The 17270-nt window shown below is 72.8% G+C and carries 19 protein-coding genes and 1 pseudogene; 15 read left to right on the forward strand and 5 right to left on the reverse strand.

Annotation, left to right across the window (positions count from 1 at the left end):
* Positions 1 to 12: 12 nt before the first annotated feature.
* The 6 genes from BN4251_RS13790 (at position 13) to BN4251_RS13820 (ending at position 5007) form a co-directional block, all read left to right on the forward strand.
* Positions 13 to 759, forward strand: coding sequence for a hypothetical protein (locus tag BN4251_RS13790; RefSeq protein WP_087485632.1), 747 nt, complete (start codon positions 13 to 15; stop codon positions 757 to 759).
* Between the two features lie 188 nt (positions 760 to 947).
* Entirely contained in the window at positions 948 to 1580 is a 633-nt protein-coding gene (locus BN4251_RS13800) for a heme-binding beta-barrel domain-containing protein (RefSeq protein WP_087485634.1), read from the forward strand.
* On the forward strand, positions 1573 to 2694 hold the full coding sequence (ygfZ, locus tag BN4251_RS13805) for a CAF17-like 4Fe-4S cluster assembly/insertion protein YgfZ (RefSeq protein WP_087485635.1): 1122 nt from the start codon (positions 1573 to 1575) through the stop codon (positions 2692 to 2694). Before BN4251_RS13800 ends, ygfZ begins: the two co-directional genes overlap by 8 nt.
* Positions 2695 to 2788: 94 nt before the next feature.
* Complete coding sequence (locus BN4251_RS13810) at positions 2789 to 3223, forward strand: hypothetical protein (protein WP_087486387.1); 435 nt, start codon at positions 2789 to 2791, stop codon at positions 3221 to 3223.
* Positions 3220 to 4539 (forward strand): FUSC family protein, encoded by a 1320-nt coding sequence (locus tag BN4251_RS13815; RefSeq protein ID WP_087485636.1) that lies wholly within the window; start codon positions 3220 to 3222, stop codon positions 4537 to 4539. Before BN4251_RS13810 ends, BN4251_RS13815 begins: the two co-directional genes overlap by 4 nt.
* A 150-nt stretch (positions 4540 to 4689) precedes the next feature.
* On the forward strand, positions 4690 to 5007 hold the full coding sequence (locus BN4251_RS13820; RefSeq protein ID WP_087485637.1) for a DUF2516 family protein: 318 nt from the start codon (positions 4690 to 4692) through the stop codon (positions 5005 to 5007).
* Between the two features lie 240 nt (positions 5008 to 5247).
* Here the strand turns inward: BN4251_RS13820 and fbaA are convergent, their stop codons facing one another.
* The 3 genes from fbaA to BN4251_RS13835 all read right to left on the reverse strand — a co-directional run bounded on the left by fbaA (position 5248) and on the right by BN4251_RS13835 (position 7881).
* Complete coding sequence (fbaA, locus tag BN4251_RS13825) at positions 5248 to 6276, reverse strand: class II fructose-bisphosphate aldolase (RefSeq protein WP_087485638.1); 1029 nt, start codon at positions 6274 to 6276, stop codon at positions 5248 to 5250.
* A 208-nt stretch (positions 6277 to 6484) separates the two neighbouring features.
* Complete coding sequence (locus BN4251_RS13830) at positions 6485 to 7147, reverse strand: TrmH family RNA methyltransferase (protein WP_087485639.1); 663 nt, start codon at positions 7145 to 7147, stop codon at positions 6485 to 6487.
* Positions 7144 to 7881, reverse strand: coding sequence for a DedA family protein (locus BN4251_RS13835; RefSeq protein WP_087485640.1), 738 nt, complete (start codon positions 7879 to 7881; stop codon positions 7144 to 7146). Before BN4251_RS13835 ends, BN4251_RS13830 begins: the two co-directional genes overlap by 4 nt.
* 185 nt (positions 7882 to 8066) lie before the next feature.
* On the opposite strand from BN4251_RS13835, the pseudogene ypfJ reads away from it, so the two are divergent.
* Positions 8067 to 8950 (forward strand): annotated as a pseudogene (gene ypfJ / locus BN4251_RS13840) (KPN_02809 family neutral zinc metallopeptidase).
* A 30-nt stretch (positions 8951 to 8980) separates the two neighbouring features.
* On the opposite strand, the gene BN4251_RS13845 reads toward ypfJ, so the two are convergent.
* Together BN4251_RS13845 and BN4251_RS13850 are read right to left on the reverse strand one after the other, a co-directional pair.
* Positions 8981 to 9574, reverse strand: coding sequence for an orotate phosphoribosyltransferase (locus tag BN4251_RS13845; protein WP_087485641.1), 594 nt, complete (start codon positions 9572 to 9574; stop codon positions 8981 to 8983).
* 53 nt (positions 9575 to 9627) lie between these two features.
* Complete coding sequence (locus BN4251_RS13850; RefSeq protein ID WP_087485642.1) at positions 9628 to 10476, reverse strand: SDR family NAD(P)-dependent oxidoreductase; 849 nt, start codon at positions 10474 to 10476, stop codon at positions 9628 to 9630.
* 65 nt (positions 10477 to 10541) lie between these two features.
* Between BN4251_RS13850 and BN4251_RS13855 the strand changes: the two genes are divergently transcribed.
* From BN4251_RS13855 to BN4251_RS13890, 8 genes are all read left to right on the forward strand, one after another.
* The gene (locus BN4251_RS13855) at positions 10542 to 11342 is read left to right on the forward strand and encodes an exodeoxyribonuclease III (RefSeq protein ID WP_087485643.1); all 801 of its coding nucleotides are present in this window, start codon (positions 10542 to 10544) and stop codon (positions 11340 to 11342) included.
* 90 nt (positions 11343 to 11432) lie between these two features.
* Positions 11433 to 12308, forward strand: coding sequence for a MerR family transcriptional regulator (locus BN4251_RS13860; RefSeq protein ID WP_087485644.1), 876 nt, complete (start codon positions 11433 to 11435; stop codon positions 12306 to 12308).
* Positions 12309 to 12751: 443 nt separating this feature from the next.
* Positions 12752 to 13936, forward strand: a complete 1185-nt coding sequence (locus BN4251_RS13865) for a CpaE-like family protein (protein WP_087485645.1) — start codon at positions 12752 to 12754, stop codon at positions 13934 to 13936.
* On the forward strand, positions 13933 to 15147 hold the full coding sequence (locus BN4251_RS13870; protein WP_087485646.1) for a TadA family conjugal transfer-associated ATPase: 1215 nt from the start codon (positions 13933 to 13935) through the stop codon (positions 15145 to 15147). Before BN4251_RS13865 ends, BN4251_RS13870 begins: the two co-directional genes overlap by 4 nt.
* Positions 15144 to 16229, forward strand: a complete 1086-nt coding sequence (locus BN4251_RS13875) for a type II secretion system F family protein (RefSeq protein WP_087485647.1) — start codon at positions 15144 to 15146, stop codon at positions 16227 to 16229. Before BN4251_RS13870 ends, BN4251_RS13875 begins: the two co-directional genes overlap by 4 nt.
* A gap of 112 nt (positions 16230 to 16341) precedes the next feature.
* On the forward strand, positions 16342 to 16542 hold the full coding sequence (locus BN4251_RS13880; protein ID WP_087486388.1) for a DUF4244 domain-containing protein: 201 nt from the start codon (positions 16342 to 16344) through the stop codon (positions 16540 to 16542).
* Positions 16542 to 16937: a TadE family type IV pilus minor pilin gene (locus tag BN4251_RS13885; protein WP_087485648.1), complete on the forward strand. Its 396-nt coding sequence runs from the start codon at positions 16542 to 16544 to the stop codon at positions 16935 to 16937. The genes BN4251_RS13880 and BN4251_RS13885 overlap by 1 nt, the downstream gene beginning before the upstream one ends.
* Entirely contained in the window at positions 16934 to 17266 is a 333-nt protein-coding gene (locus BN4251_RS13890) for an Rv3654c family TadE-like protein (protein ID WP_087485649.1), read from the forward strand. Before BN4251_RS13885 ends, BN4251_RS13890 begins: the two co-directional genes overlap by 4 nt.
* The last annotated feature ends 4 nt before the right edge of the window (positions 17267 to 17270 follow it).

Below are 17270 nucleotides of genomic sequence, written 5' to 3' on the forward strand. Positions count from 1 at the left end.
GAGGGAGGACCCGTGACGGCTCCCGAGCGTACGCCCCTGGGCGCGACCCTCGCGCTGCTGATCGCAGTGGTCTCGATGACCGGTTCCCTCTCGCCGATGCTGATGGCGGCCTCGATCGCGCTGCTCTCCCTGGTGCTCGGCCTCGCCTGGCCGGCGCTGCTCGAGCTGCCCTCCCCCGCCGGGACCCGCGTCGTCGTCGCGGGCACGGGCATCCTCGGCGCCCTGGTGGCCGTGCTCGCTCCGGAACGGCTCTCTCCCGTCTCCGGCGTGGTGATGGTGTGCGCCGCGGGCGTGTTCGCCTCCTTCGTCCACCAGATGCTGCGCCGTGAGAGACGCCACCTCACGGAATCGCTGACCGGGACCGTCGCCGGGGCGTTCGTCTCGGGCATCTCAGCGAGCTGGGTGATCGCCCAGTCGGCGGCGACCGGCGACGACTCCGCCGGACTGATCACCGCGATCGCCGCAGGGCTCGGCGCCACCCTGCTGCTGAACACCTCGCCGCTGCCCGGTCCGGTGCGACTGGCCCTGGCGATCCTCGCAGGCTCCGCGGTCACCGCCTGGCTGCTGATCTCCCTGTTCGCGGTCGCACCGCTGATCGCCGCGGGCGTCGCGCTGGTGACCGCGATCGGGGCGGGCTGCGCCCATCTGCTGGCCGGCTCGCCGCTGGTGGCGAAGGAGCCGGTGCCCTCGCTCGCGGTCGGTGTGGTGCCGGTCGCGACGGTGGGCGTGGTCGCGCACCTGGCCGTGCTGCTGATCTGATCCGGGCGATGCGGGACGACACCCGCCGCGACGGCCTCCGCAGGGCGCTGGGGACGATAGACTCGGCCCCATGTCCGCCCTCTCCATCTTCTTCATCGCCCTCGTCGTCCTGGTGGGCGTCGGCACGCTCGCCTTCGCCGCCCTGGTGATCACGCGGCTGTTCAACCGCTGAGCGTTCTGCGGCACCGATGCCCATCACGCTCGACACCTCGCTCCCGCCGTCCCTGTACCCGCTGGCCTGGCTGATCGGCAGCTGGGAGGGCAGCGGTGCGCTCCAGCAGCCTGAGCAGGACTCCTCCGACGTCCGCATCGAGCAGCAGCTCGTCTGCGCCGCGACGGAGGAGGGCACCCTGAGCTGGCGCTCCACGATCCACCGCGTCGACGCCCCGGCTCCGCTCCCGCCCACCAGCGCGTTCGCGCGCGAGGAGTCCCCCGCCCCGGCGGCCGACGCCACCGGCGAGCGCACCCTCCTGCACCGCGAGGACGGGATCTGGACCGTCGGCGACCTGCTGCCCGGCCAGGATCGCGCCGCGGCCGAGGCCGCTCGTCCCGGCACCCCCGGCAGCTACCTCTCGCACCGACTGGACGCCCGCCTCGAGCGGCGCGGCGGGCAGCCCGAGCAGTGGGCCGGCGAGGTGCGCGGCCCGCGGGTCCAGCTCGCGCTCGGCGCGGCCGACGGCACCGTCACCCAGACCCGCATGTTCGGGTACGTCACCGGCCGGCTGATGTGGCTGTGGGAGCAGCGACGGCCCGTGCCGGACGGGGCACCCGGTGAGACCGAGATGTCCCCCTACCTCTCCCTGGAGCTGCACCGTGTCTGATCCCGTCCGCGACGTCCGCCCCCTCCTCGGCACCGGTGCCGTGCTCGGAGAAGGACCCGACGCGACGGTGCCCGTCCACTACGGCTCCCCCCTGCGCGAGCAGCGCCGCCTGCTCGAGCGCGCCGCCGTGGTGGATCTCGGCCAGTTCGAGGTGCTCGAGGTGCGCGGCGCCGACGCCCGCAGCTGGATGACCACCGTGACCACGCAGGTGCTCGCGGGCACGCCCGTCGGCTCCTCCTCCTCGCTCGCGGTGCTCTCACCGCAGGGCCGGGTCGAGCACATGGCCTCCGCCGTGGTGATCGAGGACGAGGCCCTGCTGCTGGTGCTCGACGCGGGTGCCCGCGCGGGCCTGCGCCGATACCTCGAGATGATGCGCTTCGCCGCCCGGGTGGAGCTGATCGACCGTGACGACCTGCGCGTGCTGGGCGCCCTCGCCCCCGCCACCCAGGTGCTGCCCGCGCTCGGCCTGCCCGAGCCGGTCGCCGTCTGGTCCGAGCCGTGGCCGCAGCTCGCCCCGGGAGGGGTCGCCTACGGCCCCGACCCCGAGGACCCGGAGGGCGCGGTGCTGACGGTCCTCGACGCCGCTGCGCTCCAGCAGCTGGACTGGCGACCCGAGCACCTCGCTGGGATGAGCTCCTGGGAGGCGGTGCGGATCGCGGACCATCGCGCCCGCCATACCCGCGAGGTCGATGAGCGCACCATCCCCCACGAGCTGGACCTGCTGCGCACCACCGTGCACACCACCAAGGGCTGCTACCGCGGCCAGGAGACGGTCGCGAAGGTGCTCAACCTCGGCCAGCCGCCCCGCCGCCTGGTGATGCTCCACCTCGACGGCTCGCAGGACATCCCGGCGGCTCCCGGCGGCGAGGTGCGCCTGGGCGACTCCTCCGGCAAGGTCGTGGGCACGGTCACCTCGGCGGCCCTGCACGCCGATCTGGGCCCGATCGCCCTCGCCGTGGTGCGCCGGGCGGTGCCGCTCGACGCCGCCCTGGTGGTGCAGGTCCCGGCCGGAGAGATCGACGGGGAGCCCCACTGGGTGTGGCTCGACGCCACCCAGGAGCCGATCGTGCTGCCGCGCGATCACGGGGAGCGCCCGGTCACCGCGAAGCTCTGAGGGGGACGTCTCCTCGACGTCCTCACGGATCCGCCACTGCCCTTCTACCCGGACCGCCTGTGCCCGCCCCGCGTCTGCTGGAACAATGGCGGTCATGAGAGCTGAGGGCGACCAGGAGCAGTGGATCCGGCAGCGCCGGGAAGCGGTCGAGGTCAAGGAGCAGGCGCTGCGCGCCGCCCGGCTCGAGGAGCATGAGAAGGCCACCGCGCTGATCAGAGAAGGCGTGGAGCGTTTCCGCGCCGCAGGCATCGCCCCCGTCGCGCTGCGCGCCCGGCCCTTCCAGGGCAGCGGCACCCTCCGCACCGGCCTCGAGGGCTGGTATCTCAAGCAGGACCGCACCCTCGCGGTGGACGCCGAGGGCCGCTACTACGTGATGCGAGTGGACGGCGGGCTGCGCGCCCGCCTGCGCGGCGCCGCGCCCGAGCCCAGCTGGGCTCCGCTGGTGGTGGGCCGCGGCGCTCGTGACGGCGACACCTTCCGGCTCGAGGAGCTGCTGGAGATGCGGCTGAAGGATCCGGTGCCGGCATGAAGTCCTCACGCCCGCCCGCGACGGGTCCCGTGCCCACCGTCACCGCACCGCTGCCGGTGCTCGAGCGTGTCCGCACCACCGTGCGCGACTGGTTCACCCAGGGCCTCTCCCGCGGCCGCGGCGATGCGCTCACCGTGGGGCGTGCCGCGATCGCGGCCGCTCTCGCCTATCTGATCAGCGGCTTCATCTGGAGTCACGAGCATCCGTTCTTCTCCTCGATCGTCGCGTTCATCATCATCGGCTTCGGCATCGAGAAGAAGATGCGCAAGATCGTGGAGATGTCCTGCGGCGTGATGCTCGGAGTGCTGCTGGGCGAGCTCGCGCGCGCCACGATCGGCTCGGGCACCTGGCAGATCCTGGTGGTCGTGTTCTGCGCCGGGATGCTCGCGCGCTTCATCGACTCCTCGAACCTGTTCGGCTTCCAGGTCGCGATCCAGTCGCTGCTGGTGATGATCATGCCCGTCACCCCCGGCATGACCCCTGGCGGGCGCGCGCTGGACGCGGTGACCGGGGTGGTGGTCGCGATCATCATCCATCTGCTGCTCTCCGGGGACCCGCGGCGCCTGCAGTCGCGGGCGGCGAACTCGTTCTACCGCGAGCTCGAGGACACGCTGGTGAGCCTCGCCCTCTCGGCCCGCAGCGGCGACCGGGGCGTGGCCCAGGCCGCGCTGAAGAACCTCCGCGAGGTCTCCCAGAAGTTCACCGACGAGTGGGAGCTGGCCAATGACGTGGCCAACGAGATGGCGACCTTCTCCCCCTCGGGACTGCGCCACGCCGACGACGTCAACCGGCTCGAGCACCTGCTCGTCGGCTCCGACCGCGCGATGCGGAACATGCGCGTGATCGCACGCCGCGAGGTGGAGTTCCTCGAAGCGGTCAACGGCGACGCCCACTCGCGCCTGGCCGACGCCCTGCTCGCCGCCCGCGACGCGATTCAGGAGCTCAGCGCGGCCGTCTCCCACGAGGAGGTCGACTTCACCGAGGCGCGACGGAAACTGCGCCTGTTCAGCTCCTACCTCTCCCCCGAGATGCTGCTGCGCAACGACGAGGGGATGCGCCCTGGGCGCGCCGGCCACTTCGAGGGCGTGACGCTCACGATCCAGCTCCGCTCCCTCGCGATCGACCTGCTGCAGGCCACCGGGCTCAGCGCCTCCGATGCGAAGCAGTTCCTGCCCAGCCTGGTGATCGCGGCCGACGGCGACGCGATCGGACCCCGGCCGATGACCACCGAGATGCGCGCGCTCGAACCGCCGGCCACCACCGAGGCGCTCGAGCTGCTGATCACCGACCGCTCGGATCCAGACCGACGACCTTGAAGTGCGCGGCGACTGACGACACTGAGGTGCGCGGCGACTGACGGCCGTGAACTGCCGTGCGACCGATGGGGCGCGGCGCGGTGAGCCGCTCCCGGGCGTGTACCGGCCGAGGTCCGGGATCCGCCCAGGGGGTCGCCGTATCCTGACCGGATGATCGCCCTCATCCAGATGTGGATCTTCCTCGTCCTCGCCGTGGCTCTGCTCGCCGTCGAGATCTGGGCCCTCGTGAACGCCCTGCGCTTCCGCCCGGACGCCTACGTCGCCGCGGACAAGCGCTCCAAGACGTTCTGGGGCGTGCTGACCGGGGTGTCCGTGCTGCTGGGCTTCCTCTCGCTGCCCTATCCGATCGGCGGCGGCAGCTCGATGCTGTTCATGCTCGCCGGCGTGATCATCGCCGGCATCTTCCTGGCCGACGTCCTGCCCGCGCTGAAGCGGGTCATGGGCCGCGCCCAGGGCAACCGCTGGTGACCCCCGCCTGACCCGCCCCGCGCCGGCCGCCCCGCCGGGCCCCAACACGTCAACAGCCCGCTGACGAACCGGATCCGGGCTGGATCTGGTTCGTCAGCGGGCTGTTCGCCGGCGTAGCGCCGACGGAGCGTCGATCAGGCGGGCCTTCGGCCTGATCTCCTACCGCTCGTACCTCGCAGTACGTCGCTCAGGCGGGCCTTCGGCCTGATCTCCTACCGCTCGTACCTCGCAGTACGTCGCTCAGGCGGAGTGGGTGCCGGCCGAGCGGAGGTTCTGGCAGGCCTCGACGATGCGAGCGGCCATGCCGGCCTCGGCCTTCTTGCCCCAGGCGCGGGGGTCGTAGGCCTTCTTGTTGCCGACCTCGCCGTCGACCTTCAGCACGCCGTCGTAGTTCTCGAACATGTGCGAGACCACGGGGCGGGTGAAGGCGTACTGGGTGTCGGTGTCGATGTTCATCTTGATCGTGCCGTAGTCCAGCGCCTCGGCGATCTCCTCCTCGGTGGAGCCGGAGCCCCCGTGCATGACCAGGTCGAAGGGCTGGTCCTTGCCGTACTTCTCGCCGACGACCTTCTGGATGTCATCCAGGACCTTCGGGCGCAGCTTGACGTTGCCGGGCTTGTAGACGCCGTGCACGTTGCCGAAGGTGAGGGCGGTCAGGTAGCGGCCCTTCTCGCCCAGGCCCAGCTTGGCGGCGGTCTTGAGACCGTCCTCGGGGGTGGAGAAGAGCTTGTCGTTGGAGACGTTGGCGACCACGCCGTCCTCCTCGCCGCCCACGACGCCGACCTCGATCTCGAGGATCTTCTTCGCCTCGACGGTCTTCTCGAGCAGACGCTCGGCGATCTCGAGGTTCTCGTCGACCGGCACGGCGGAGCCGTCCCACATGTGCGACTGGAACAGCGGGTCCAGGCCCTTCTTGACGCGGTTCTCGAGGTCCCACTCGATCAGCGGCTCGACCCAGGTGGGCAGAACCTCCTTGGCGCAGTGGTCGGTGTGCAGCGCGACGTTGATCGGGTAGTTCTTGGCCACGGCGTGGACGAACTCGGCCAGCGCGATCGAGCCGGCGACGCGGTCCTTGACGGTGGAGCCGGAGAGGTACTCGGCGCCGCCGAAGGACACCTGGATGATGCCGTCGGAGCCGGCCTCGGTGAAGCCCTGCAGCGCCGCGATGGCGGTCTGCGAGCTGGAGACGTTCACGGCCGGGTAAGCGAACTTGCCGGCCTTGGCCCGGTCGATCATCTCTGCGTACTGATCCGGGGTTGCGACTGCCATGGGGCATTCTCCTTCGTTCACGGGAGTGTGCGACGACCGGCGGCACGCTTCGCGCCGCGAACGGTCATCCGATCGTCCTCATTGTTCCACAGTGCGGCGCACCGCCCTCGGGCCGAGGTCCCCCGTGGACGGGACCGGCGCCGGGACCCGTCGGCCCTGCCGGGAGGACGGGCCTTCGAACCTCCCCGACACCGACCGAGAGCCGAGGTCAGCGCAGCGGACCCTCCGGGATCACAGCGTGCTGCAGGATCCAGGTGTGCATCGCGATGGCGGCCGCCGCGGCGACGTTGATCGAACGGGTCGAGCCGAACTGGGTGATGCCCACCACGAGGTCGGCCGCGGCGAGGATCTCGGGGCTCACGCCCGGCCCCTCCTGTCCCACCACCAGCAGCGCGTTCTTCGGCAGCGGGGTGCGCTCGATCGGCAGCGCCCCCTCGACCAGGTCGATCGCCACGATCGGGCGGCCGTGCTCGCGGGCCCAGTCCCGCAGGTGCTGGGCGTCGGGGTGGTGGATCTCGTGCTGGTAGCGGTCGGTGACCATCGCGCCGCGGCGATTCCAGCGGCGCCGGCCCACGACGTGGAAGGCACCGACGGCGAAGGCGTTGGCGGTGCGCACCACCGAGCCGATGTTCGCGTCGTGCTCGAGATTCTCGATCGCGACGTGCAGCCCGTGGCGGGAGGTGTCGAGCTCGGCGATGATCGCCTCGCGGCGCCAGTAGCGGAAGCGGTCCTCGACGTTGCGGCGGTCGCCGTGGGCGAGCAGCTCGGGGTCCAGGCGCGGGTCCTCGGGCCAGGGTTCGGGGTGGGGGCCGACGCCGACCTCGCGCGGCTCACCGGGGTCGGGTGCGGCGCCCTCGGGGGTCCGGGTCACCGGTCGTCGGTCCGCGTGCGCGCGTCTTCGGGCTCGTCCTCGGTGCCGTCCTCGGCGCTGTCCTGGTGCTCGTTCTCGCGCTCGAGCTCTTCGAGATGCTTCTGGTCGGGGTCGGGCAGGCCGAGCTCGCGGCGCTTCTTCTCGCGCAGCACCAGCTTGACGAGGAACCACAGGATCACCAGGGCCACGATCGCGTAGACGACCTTGGAGAAGATGTCGGTGTAGGGCTCGATCACGGTCCAGTTGCTGCCCATGAAGAAGCCGATGGTCAGGAAGATCGTGTTCCAGATCGCGCTGCCGGCGGCGGTGAGCAGGGTGAACGATCTCAGCGGCATCGCATACAGGCCTGCGGGGATGGAGATCAGCGAGCGCACCCCGGGCACGAAGCGGCCGAAGAAGATGGCCTTGTGTCCGTGCTTGTCCATGAACGCGACGGACTTGTCGTAGTCCTCGACGTGAACCAGCGGCAGGCGGATCACCAGGCGGCGCAGCCGTTCGGGGCCGAGAGCGCGGCCGATCCCATACAGCATCCAGGCGCCGGCGACGGAGCCCGCCACGGAGGCCAGCAGCATCACCCAGTAGGAGTTGTCCGGCCCGGCCGCGGCGACGCCCGCGAGCGGCAGGATCACCTCGGAGGGGATCGGCGGGAACAGGTTCTCGGCGAAGATCAGCAGGAAGACGCCGAGGGCCCCGAGGCTGTTCATGGTCTCGACCGCCCAGTCGACGATGTTCATGCGAGGTCCTCTGCGGCGTGGGGTGACGAGCGGACGTGCGAGGCCGCTCGGGAACGGTCTCCGGTCCGCGCCCCATGCTAGGCGCCGGCGGGGTGGTCGAGGATGACCGGCCGGTCACATCCCCAGGACCTTCACGAACGCTGTTCCGCCTGCTCACAGCGCATGTTCAGGTCTACTGTATGCGCATGACGTTCAACCCGAATGCGGAGATCCGCTCCGACAACGTCTCCGCCGGCGGCGGGGGCGGTTTCCGGCCGCGCGGTGGCGGGGGCCGAGGGTGCTGCTGGTGATCGTGGTGATCTACACCCTGATGGGGAACAACCCGCTGGATCTGCTGGGCGGGGCCGCCTCGCAGGGCCCGGCCGCGCAGGGCAGCTCTCTCGAGCACTGCCTGACGGGCGCGGATGCGAACGAGCGCGACGACTGCCTGGTCCAGGCGACGGTCGAGTCCGCGGACTCGCTGTGGGAACGGCTCGGCCCGGAGGCGGGGATCGACTTCGTGGTGGCGCAGGGCGTCATCTTCGACCAGAGCGTGCAGACCGGCTGCGGCGCGGCCACCTCGGATATCGGCCCGTTCTACTGCCCCGCGGACATGACGCTCTACGTGGACGTGTCCTTCTTCGATGCGCTGTCCTCGCAGTACGGCGCCGATGACGGGCAGCTGGCGAAGATGTACGTGGTCGCCCACGAGTACGGCCACCACATCCAGCACTTGGACGGCACGATGCAGGCCGCGGACCGCACCCGCACCGGACCGCAGTCCGACGGGGTGCGCCTGGAGCTGCAGGCGGACTGCTACGCCGGGGTGTGGGCGCATCATGCCGCGAACACCACCGATGAGAACGGCAACGCGATGCTGATGCCGCTGTCCTCCGCGGACATCGCCTCGGCGCTCTCGGCCGCGAGCGCCGTCGGGGACGACCACATCCAGCGCGAGGTGGCCGACGGGCCGGTGCGCCCGGAGACCTGGACCCACGGCTCCTCCGAGCAGCGCGCCGCCTGGTTCACCACGGGCTACGAGCAGGGCACCGTGGCGGCGTGCGACACCTTCTCCGTCCCTGAGGTCTGAGGCTCCGGGCGTGATCCGCCCGGGCCCCGCTCAGATCTCGAGCTCGGAGATGTCGTACGCGGCGAGGTAGCGGTACCCGGCCGCCTCGACCGCCTCGCGGGACGCATCGGAGCGGTGCACGATCACGGCGACCGCATCGATCTGCGCGCCGGCCTCGGTGAGCGCCTCGCAGGCGGTCAGCACGCTGCCGCCGGTGGTGGAGGTGTCCTCGACCGCGACCACGCGGCGGCCGGTGACGTCGGGCCCTTCGATGCGTCGCTGCAGCCCGTGGGCCTTGTTCGCCTTGCGCACCACGAAGGCGTCGAGCGCCTCGCTCCCGGGATCCGCGGCGGAGGCGTGCAGGATGGAGGTCGCCACCGGGTCCGCACCCAGGGTCAGACCGCCCACGGCCTCGACGCCGGGGACCAGGCCCTCACGGCGCAGCAGATCCACCATCACGCGCCCCACCAGCGGGGACGCTTCGTGGTGGAGGGTGATGCGGCGCAGGTCCACGTAGTGATCCGCCTCGGCGCCCGAGGAGAGGATCACATGGCCGCGCACCACGGCGAGGTCACGGATCAGGACTCGCAGGCGCTCACGGGCGTCGTCGATCGGGAGGGACTGGGCAGTGCTGGGGGCGGGCATGCGGTCAGCGTAATGGACCCTGCCGGGCCGGCGCGTGCCGGCCCACGTCGGCCCTACGCCCCGTCCTCGCGCTGCCAAGGCGCGTGGAGGTTCCGGCGCGAGGCGCGCCGCTGGGAGCGCTGCACCGACCGGGCCAGCAGGCGCCGGTACCAGTCCGGTGAGGTGAGCGCACGCACCAGCGGCCGCGGAGCGATGCGGGAGACCTCCCCCGCGGTGCGGTACTTCACCGAAGGGATGGACAGGACGTTGCCCTTGGCGGTGTCCTTGAGCGCCTGCTCGACCACATAGGGGGCCTTCAGCCAGGTGATCCGCGGCAGCCCTTCCATCGACATCGACGCGCGTTCGTGGAACTCGGTCTGCACGAAGCCGGGCAGCAGCGCGGTCGCGGTGACCCCGGTGCCCTTGAGCTCCATCGCGAGCGATTCGGTGAACACGGTGACCCAGCTCTTGGACGCGGCGTAGGGGCCCGCGGTGGTGTAGCCCGCGAGCGAGCTGACGTTGAGGATCGCGCCCCTGCGGCGCTGGACCATCGTGCGCGCGGCGGCGTGGGAGAGCACCAGCACAGCCCGCATCAGGGTGTCCAACTGCTTCTCGTGATCCTCGACGCCCACCTCGAGGAACCCGCCGCGCAGCCCGTACCCGGCGTTGTTGACCAGCAGCTCGACCCGTTCGACGGGGTCGGTCAGGCGCAGAGCCACCCGTTCGAGCTGCTCACGGTCGGAGAGATCCGCGGGCAGCACCTCGACGGTGACATCGTGGACGTCCCGGATCTGCTCGGCGACGGCGCGGAGCCGGTCCTCATCGCGGGAGACCAGCACGAGGTGGTGTCCGGTCCCGGCCAGCTGCCAGGCGAACTCGAGGCCCAGTCCGGAGGTCGATCCGGTGACGAGTGCACGCGCCATGCGGCCGAGTTTACGACTCCCCACCGCGATCGGTGCGGACCTTCGCTCCCCCGTAGGATCGGGTCATGCGCATCGCGACCTGGAACATCAATTCGCTGCGAGCCCGGATGGATCGGGTGCTCGCCTTCCTCGAGCGGCACGACGTGGACGTGCTCGCCCTGCAGGAGCTCAAGGCCCGGCCCGAGCAGCTGGACCTGGGCCGCTTCGAGGAGGCCGGCTACGAGATCGCCGCGCACGGCCTGAACCAGTGGAACGGCGTGGCGCTGGTCTCCCGTGCGGGTCTGAGCGATGTGCGCACCGAGCTGCCGGCCGTGCCCACCTGGCCCGAGGACGAGACCGGTGTGGTCGAGGCGCGGGCCATCGGCGGCGTGGTCGGGGACGGACTGCGGATCTGGTCGCTGTACGTGCCCAACGGTCGCGAGCTCGAGCACCCGCACTACGACTACAAGCTGCGCTGGTACGAGGCGCTGCGGGCCGAGGGGGCGCGGGAGCTCGCCGAGGATCCGCAGGCTCGGGCGGTGCTGGTGGGCGACTTCAACGTCGCCCCCTTCGACGAGGACGTGTGGGACATGGAGTTCTTCGCGGACAAGACGCACGTCACCGCGCCGGAGCGGGCCGCGTTCCAGTCGGTGGTCGACGCTGGCTACGCCGATGTGGTGCGCGCCGATTATCCCGGCCCCGGCGTCTACACCTACTGGGACTATCAGGCGCTGCGCTTCCCGAAGAAGGAGGGCATGCGCATCGACTTCGTGCTGGGCTCGCCCGCTGTGCAGTCCGCGGTGACCGGCTCGTTCATCGACCGTGAGGAGCGCAAGGGCAAGGGCGCCTCGGATCACGCACCCGTGGTGGTGGACCTGGAGTTCTGAGACGGGCCCAGCGGACGGGTGGGGGTTTGACCCTCCTGCGGGAGGAGACCTCACCGTGGAGGGACCCACTACCCCGAGAGGAGCCCGCCCGTGCTGAACATCGGCGAGTTCGCCCGCACCACCGGCCTGACCGTGAAGGCCCTGCGCTACTACGACGAGAAGGACGTGCTCGCCCCGGCCCGCACCGATCCCTTCACCGGCTACCGCAGCTACGGCACCGAGCAGATCCGACCGGCCGCCGCGCTCAGCGTGCTGCGGTCGATGGGCCTGTCGACGGCCGCGGCGAAACGCGTGCTGGAGGCGGAGGAGAGCCCCGACGAGCTCCTGGACCGCCACCGCCGCGAGGTGCTCGCCGAGCGGGAGCGTCAGGACCGGATCTGGGAGGAGGGCCGGGCGATGCTCGAGGGCTACGCGAGCCCGTGCGCACTGCAGGAGCGCGAGGCAGCACCGCTGCCATGGGTCGGCATCGCCGTGCCGCTGCCGGATGGCGAGGGGGAGGACGGCGCGCACCCGGCCACCGGCGACAGCGCTGCTGCGGATCCGGGGGCGAAGGCGGCCGCTGGGTCGGGCAGGGAGGCGGACACGCAGCTCGAGCTGCTGCTGTCCGCCCTGTCGGCGCGGGAGGCGGCGGTCACCGGGCCCTCCTGGTCCTCGTTCCGCAGCGCGGCCGACGGCGCGGGGGTCGAGATGGTGCTGGCGGTCGGGCTCGCACAGCCGCTGCGTCCCGAGGACGTGCCCGGCGGGCTCGTCGACTCCGTCGTCTCCGGGGTCCTGCCCGCGCGCACGGAGCAGTTCGTCCGGCTCGGGCCGGTGCTCGAGCTGGGACCGGAGCTGACGGCGCCGCATCCCGGGATGGTCGCGCTCCTCACGGCGGCGGGGGCCGACAGGGCCGACCATGTCCGGCAGACCCTGGTGTTCGGGGCCGACGGCGAGAGCTGCGCCGAGCTGGTCATCGACGTGCACTGACGCTCAGGGCGCCCGCTCCCCCGGAACGTGGGGGCGGCCGACGGGGGCCGGGCCTCGAGGAGGCCGGATGTCGAGGGGTCGGCTGTCCGTGGGAGCCGGGCCGATGACGGGGAGGCTGCATGACCCCGGACGTGATGGAGCGGCGTCGCGATCTCTCACGGCGCCGCTCCGGACGAGCCATCTGCATCGGGATCAGGCGTACACGCGTTACAGCTGCGGTGGCGCTTTCGACGCCTCACAGCCGGTCCGTTGCGGGGACCAGTCGTACGTGGGTTCCGATGCCGGTATTCGTCGTTGTGCAGATCACACTACGCGCCCTCTGGCGGTGATGCAAGAGGACCGAAGTCCCCCGTCTCCGGGCGACCTCTCCTCCACATCGCCGCGTCATCCACCGCGGCGCATCGGCCCTGTCGTCCGCCCTCGAGGACGGCCAGCATGGCCGCATGACCAGCACCACCGCCGCCCCCACCGCCCACGAGGATCCCGTGCCGGGGCTCGTGGACACCGCCGTCCCCGCCGAGCCCTCGCAGAGCACGGGCTCGCGACCGCTGCGCCGGCGCTCCCGCTTCCCGGGACCTGAGCCGCAGGCCCCGCACACTCCTGCGCAGGACCACGCGGAGCACTCTCTCGAGAGCCGCCCGAAGGTGACCTGGCTCGGTCCTGCGGGGCCGCTGCGCGAGCAGGTGCGCGACCATGCCACCGCCGTCGGCGCCGAGCTGTGCGAGAGCGGCGCCCCGGGCGCCGTGCACTGCACCGTGGCCGACGCCGCGGCGCTCACCGGCGGTGCCCGGGTCACGGGCGGGGACCGTCGCCCGCTGCTCGTGGTGACCGACGCGGAGGAGATCCCCCAGGACCTGTGGCCGCGGGCCCTCGAGTGCGGTGCCCGTGCCGTGCTGCCCCTGCCGGCGCGTTCCGAGGAGCTGCTCTCCCGCCTGGCCGATCTCGCCCGACCGCGCACCAGCACGCTGATGCTCGGGGTGGCCGGAGGCAGCGGCGGCGCCGGGGCCTCGAGCTTCGCCGCCCGGCTCGCGGCGGCGGCCCGCGCGCACGGCCCGGTGACGCTGCTGGATGCGGATCCGCTCGGCGGCGGGCTCGATCTGCTGGTCGAGGCCCCGACGGCCGACGGGATCTGCTGGTCCGAGGCGGGCACGCTGGGACCGGACGACGGGGAAGCGCTGCGGGAGGGCCTGCCCCGGGTGGACGAGGTGGCCCTGCTGACGGCGCGAGACGACGCGGGCCCCTCCCCCGAGCAGCTGGTGCGGGCGCTGACCGCGCTGTCGCCGCTCGGCGGGATCGTGATCGTGGACCTCGGCGCCGAGCTGGTGCCGGCCGCGGCAGAGCTGCTGGACCCGCTGCTGGTGGTGGTGCCTTCGAGCGATCACGCCGTGCGCGCGGCGGCGAGGCGGCTGCGCGTCTGGCAGCTGCCTGCGGACCTGGCCCAGGTGGTGGTGCGCCGCCGCGGGGATCTCGTGCCCCGGGAAGTCGCGGAGGACCTCGCCCTCCCGCTGGCCGGCGCCTTCCGTGACAGCGCCCGCGGCACCGTGCCGCTGCTGGACGTGCGCCGGCGCGGGGCGGACCGCACCGCCCGGGACCTGCTGTCCGCCGTGCTCTCCGAGGCCCGCGCATGAGCACCGCCATCGCCTCCCCCGAGACCGACCTCGCCCCGCTGCTGGACCTGGTGCGCGAGGACCTGGTGCGCTCCCCCGGCGCTGTGGACGTGCCCCGGATCGTGCGGGTGCTGCGCCGTCAGGGCCGGGTGCTCGGCGCGGCGGCGACCCTCGAGCTCACCGCCCGGATCCGTGATCACGTGGACGGGCTCGGCCCGCTCCAGGCGCTCGTCGCGCCCGGGGTGACAGATCTGCTGGTCAACGACGACGGCACCGTCTGGGTCGATGACCGCTCGGGGATGCACCGCACCGATCTGCTGCTGGGCCCGGACGAGGCCCGGGATCTCGCGGTGCGCCTGGCCACGGCGAGCGGGCGGCGCCTGGACGACGCCGTGCCCTGGGCCGATGCGCATCTCCCCTCGGGCGTGCGCTTCCATGCCGTGCTCCCGCCGCTGTCTCCGGGCGGGGCGATCCTCTCGCTGCGGCTGCCGGCGAGCGAGCGGCTCGACCTGGATGACCTCGAGCGTCTGGGCGCGATCGGTCCCGATGTGCGTCGGGTGCTGCAGGCGATCATCGCGGCCCGGGTGCCGTTCCTGGTCACCGGCGGCACCGGGACGGGGAAGTCGACCCTGCTGGCCGCGATGCTGCGCGAGGTGCCGCACGGCGAGCGGATCGTGGTGGTCGAGGACGTGCTCGAGCTCAGCGTCGACCATCCCCATGTGGTGCATCTGCAGTCCCGGCACGCCAACAGCGAGGGCGCGGGCGCCGTGGACCTCACCGCCCTGGTGCGTCAGAGCCTGCGGATGCGCCCGGACCGGGTGGTGCTCGGCGAGTGCCGCGGCGCGGAGGTGCGCGAGCTGCTGCAGGCGCTGAACACGGGGCACGAGGGCGGGTGCGGCACCGTCCACGCGAACGCCGCCGCCGACGTCCCAGCCCGGCTCGAGGCCCTCGGCGCGCTCGGCGGCCTGGACCGCGGCGCACTGGCCGCCCAGGTCTCGAGCGCGCTCGAGGTAGTCATCCATCTCGCCCGACGCGACGGGGTGCGCCGGCTCGAGGAGATCGCCCTGCTGCACCGCGACGAGGAGGGGATGCTCCGCGCCTCCACCGCGCTGAGCGTGCGGGACGGGCGGCTCGAGGAGGGCCCGGCCGCCGCCGCCCTGGCCACGCGGGTCACTGCGGCGGCGCAGGCCCTCGAGGCCGTCGCCCCTGCACCGCGCAGGAGGCCGGCATGAGCCTCGCCGTCCTCGCCCTCGCCCTGGTCCTGCTGTGGGTCCTCGCCCCTCCGGCGCTGACGCCCGTGACCGAGCCGCCAGTGCGACGGGCACGCCGCACACCGTCCGGTCCGCTCGAGATGGCACAGCTGGTCGAGCAGCTGTCCACAGTCATCGCCTCCGGCGCCGGCATCCGCCAGGCCTGGGCCGCGCTGGCCCGCTCCCTGCCCCACGGCGAGCTGCGTGATCTGGCCCGCGCCGCGGCCTCCGGCGCGGATCCGCGCCGCGCGGCCGGACCACGGCTGCAGCGCTCCGAGATGCTCGCCTCCCTCGGCGCGGCCCTCACGGTCAGCGCACGCACGGGCGCACCGACCGCCACGATGCTGCAGAGCCTGGCCGAGGCGCTGCGCGCGCTGCACGACGCCGCCCAGGCGCGCCGCAGCGCCTTCGCCGGCCCCCGCTCGACCGCCCGCATCCTCCTGGTCCTGCCGCTGGCCGGGCTGGGGCTGGGGATGCTGCTGGGCGGGGATCCGCTGCGGCTGATGCTCGCCTCCCCGGCGGGGAACCTGCTGGGGGCCACAGGAATCGTGCTGACCGTGCTCGGCTGGTGGTGGATGCACCGCCTGATCCGGCAGGCCGATCCCCCGCAGGACCGCGGCGTGGACCCCTCGGTGGTGCTCGAGCTGATCGCGGGGGCGCTCGAGTCCGGGCTGCCGCTCGCGCGGGCGGTCGGCGCAGTCGCCGAGTCCCTGACGCCGGGCACCGATGCCACCGTCCTGGCGCGCCTGGCGACCGCGCTCGGCGCGGGAGTGTCGGCCGCGCGGACGCTCGAGACGCTGCCGCCGGCGTGGGCGGTGCTGGGCCGCAGCGCGGTGCTGGCCGAGTCCACGGGCGCGGACCTCGGCCGGGTGCTGCGCTCGGCCGCCCGCGATGCCCGTCGTGGCCGTGCACGTGACGCAGAGGTGCTGGCCGCCCACCTCGCGGTGCGCCTGGTGCTCCCCACGGGCCTGACCCTGCTTCCCGCTTTCGTGGCGCTCGGCATCATCCCCACGGTGATGTCGCTGCTGGGCGGCACCCTCTCCCTCACCTCCTCCGGGATGTGAGGCCCTGACCACCGGGAAGGACCCGGTGCGCCGGCCCCTTCCCGGGTCGGTGACCGGCGGCCACGGCCGCCACGGGACGGCGCACGTCGTCCCCGAGAAGAAGGAGAAGAGCATGACACTCACGATGGAACGGATGCGCCGCGCGCTGGACCGCACGATGCGGGACGAGCGCGGCGCCTCGACCGCCGAGTACGCGATCACGGTGCTCGCCGCCTGCGGATTCGCCGCCGTCCTGGTCGCCCTGCTGGCGTCCGGGGAGGTGCGGGAGCTGCTGATGGGGATCATCACCGCGGCGCTGTCGAAGGGGTCCTGATGCCGCGGTTCCCCCGGTCGTCCCGTCTGCGGGACGACCGGGGGTCCGCCACGGCGGAGACCGCGATCGTGCTGCCCGTGGTGGTGGTGATGGTGGTGGTCGTGCTGCTGACCGGTGCCGGGCTCGGCACGCAGATCCGGCTCGAGTCGGCGGCCCGCGGGGCCGCCCGGGAGCTGGCGCGCGGGGAGGATCCCGCTGCGGCGAGCGCCGTGGCGCAGCGGGTGGGCGGGGAGGGCACCACGGTGTCGATCTCCACCGGCGGCGAGTGGGCGCGGGTCGAGGTGAGCCGCACCCTGCAGGCGCCCGCCGGGCCGCTGGCCGGGGCCATCTGGGAGCTGTCGGCCGATGCCGAGGCCCGCCTCGAACCGCACCTGCTCAGCGGGGGTGCGCCATGAGCACCGGTGCCGCCTCCGTGCTGGCCTGGTCCGGGGCGGCGACCGCCGTGATCGGTGGCCTGTCCCTGCTGGGCACCGGGCTGCTGGCCCGGTCCGAGGCCGCGACCGCCGCGGATCTCGCCGCCCTCGCCGGGGCGGATGCGCTCGCCTCCGCGCACGGCGACCCGTGCGCGGTGGCGGCCGAGACCGCCTCGCGCAACGACGCCGCGCTGAGCGGCTGCGAGCTGCGTGACTGGGACGTGCTGGTGACGGTGCAGGTCGAGGCCGGGCCGCTGCCCCCGGCGAGCGCACGCTCCCGGGCCGGTCCCAGCCCGACGGACCTGCCCTGAGGCG

The organism is Brachybacterium massiliense, from assembly GCF_900184245.1.
Classification (GTDB): Bacteria; Actinomycetota; Actinomycetes; order Actinomycetales; family Dermabacteraceae; genus Brachybacterium; species Brachybacterium massiliense.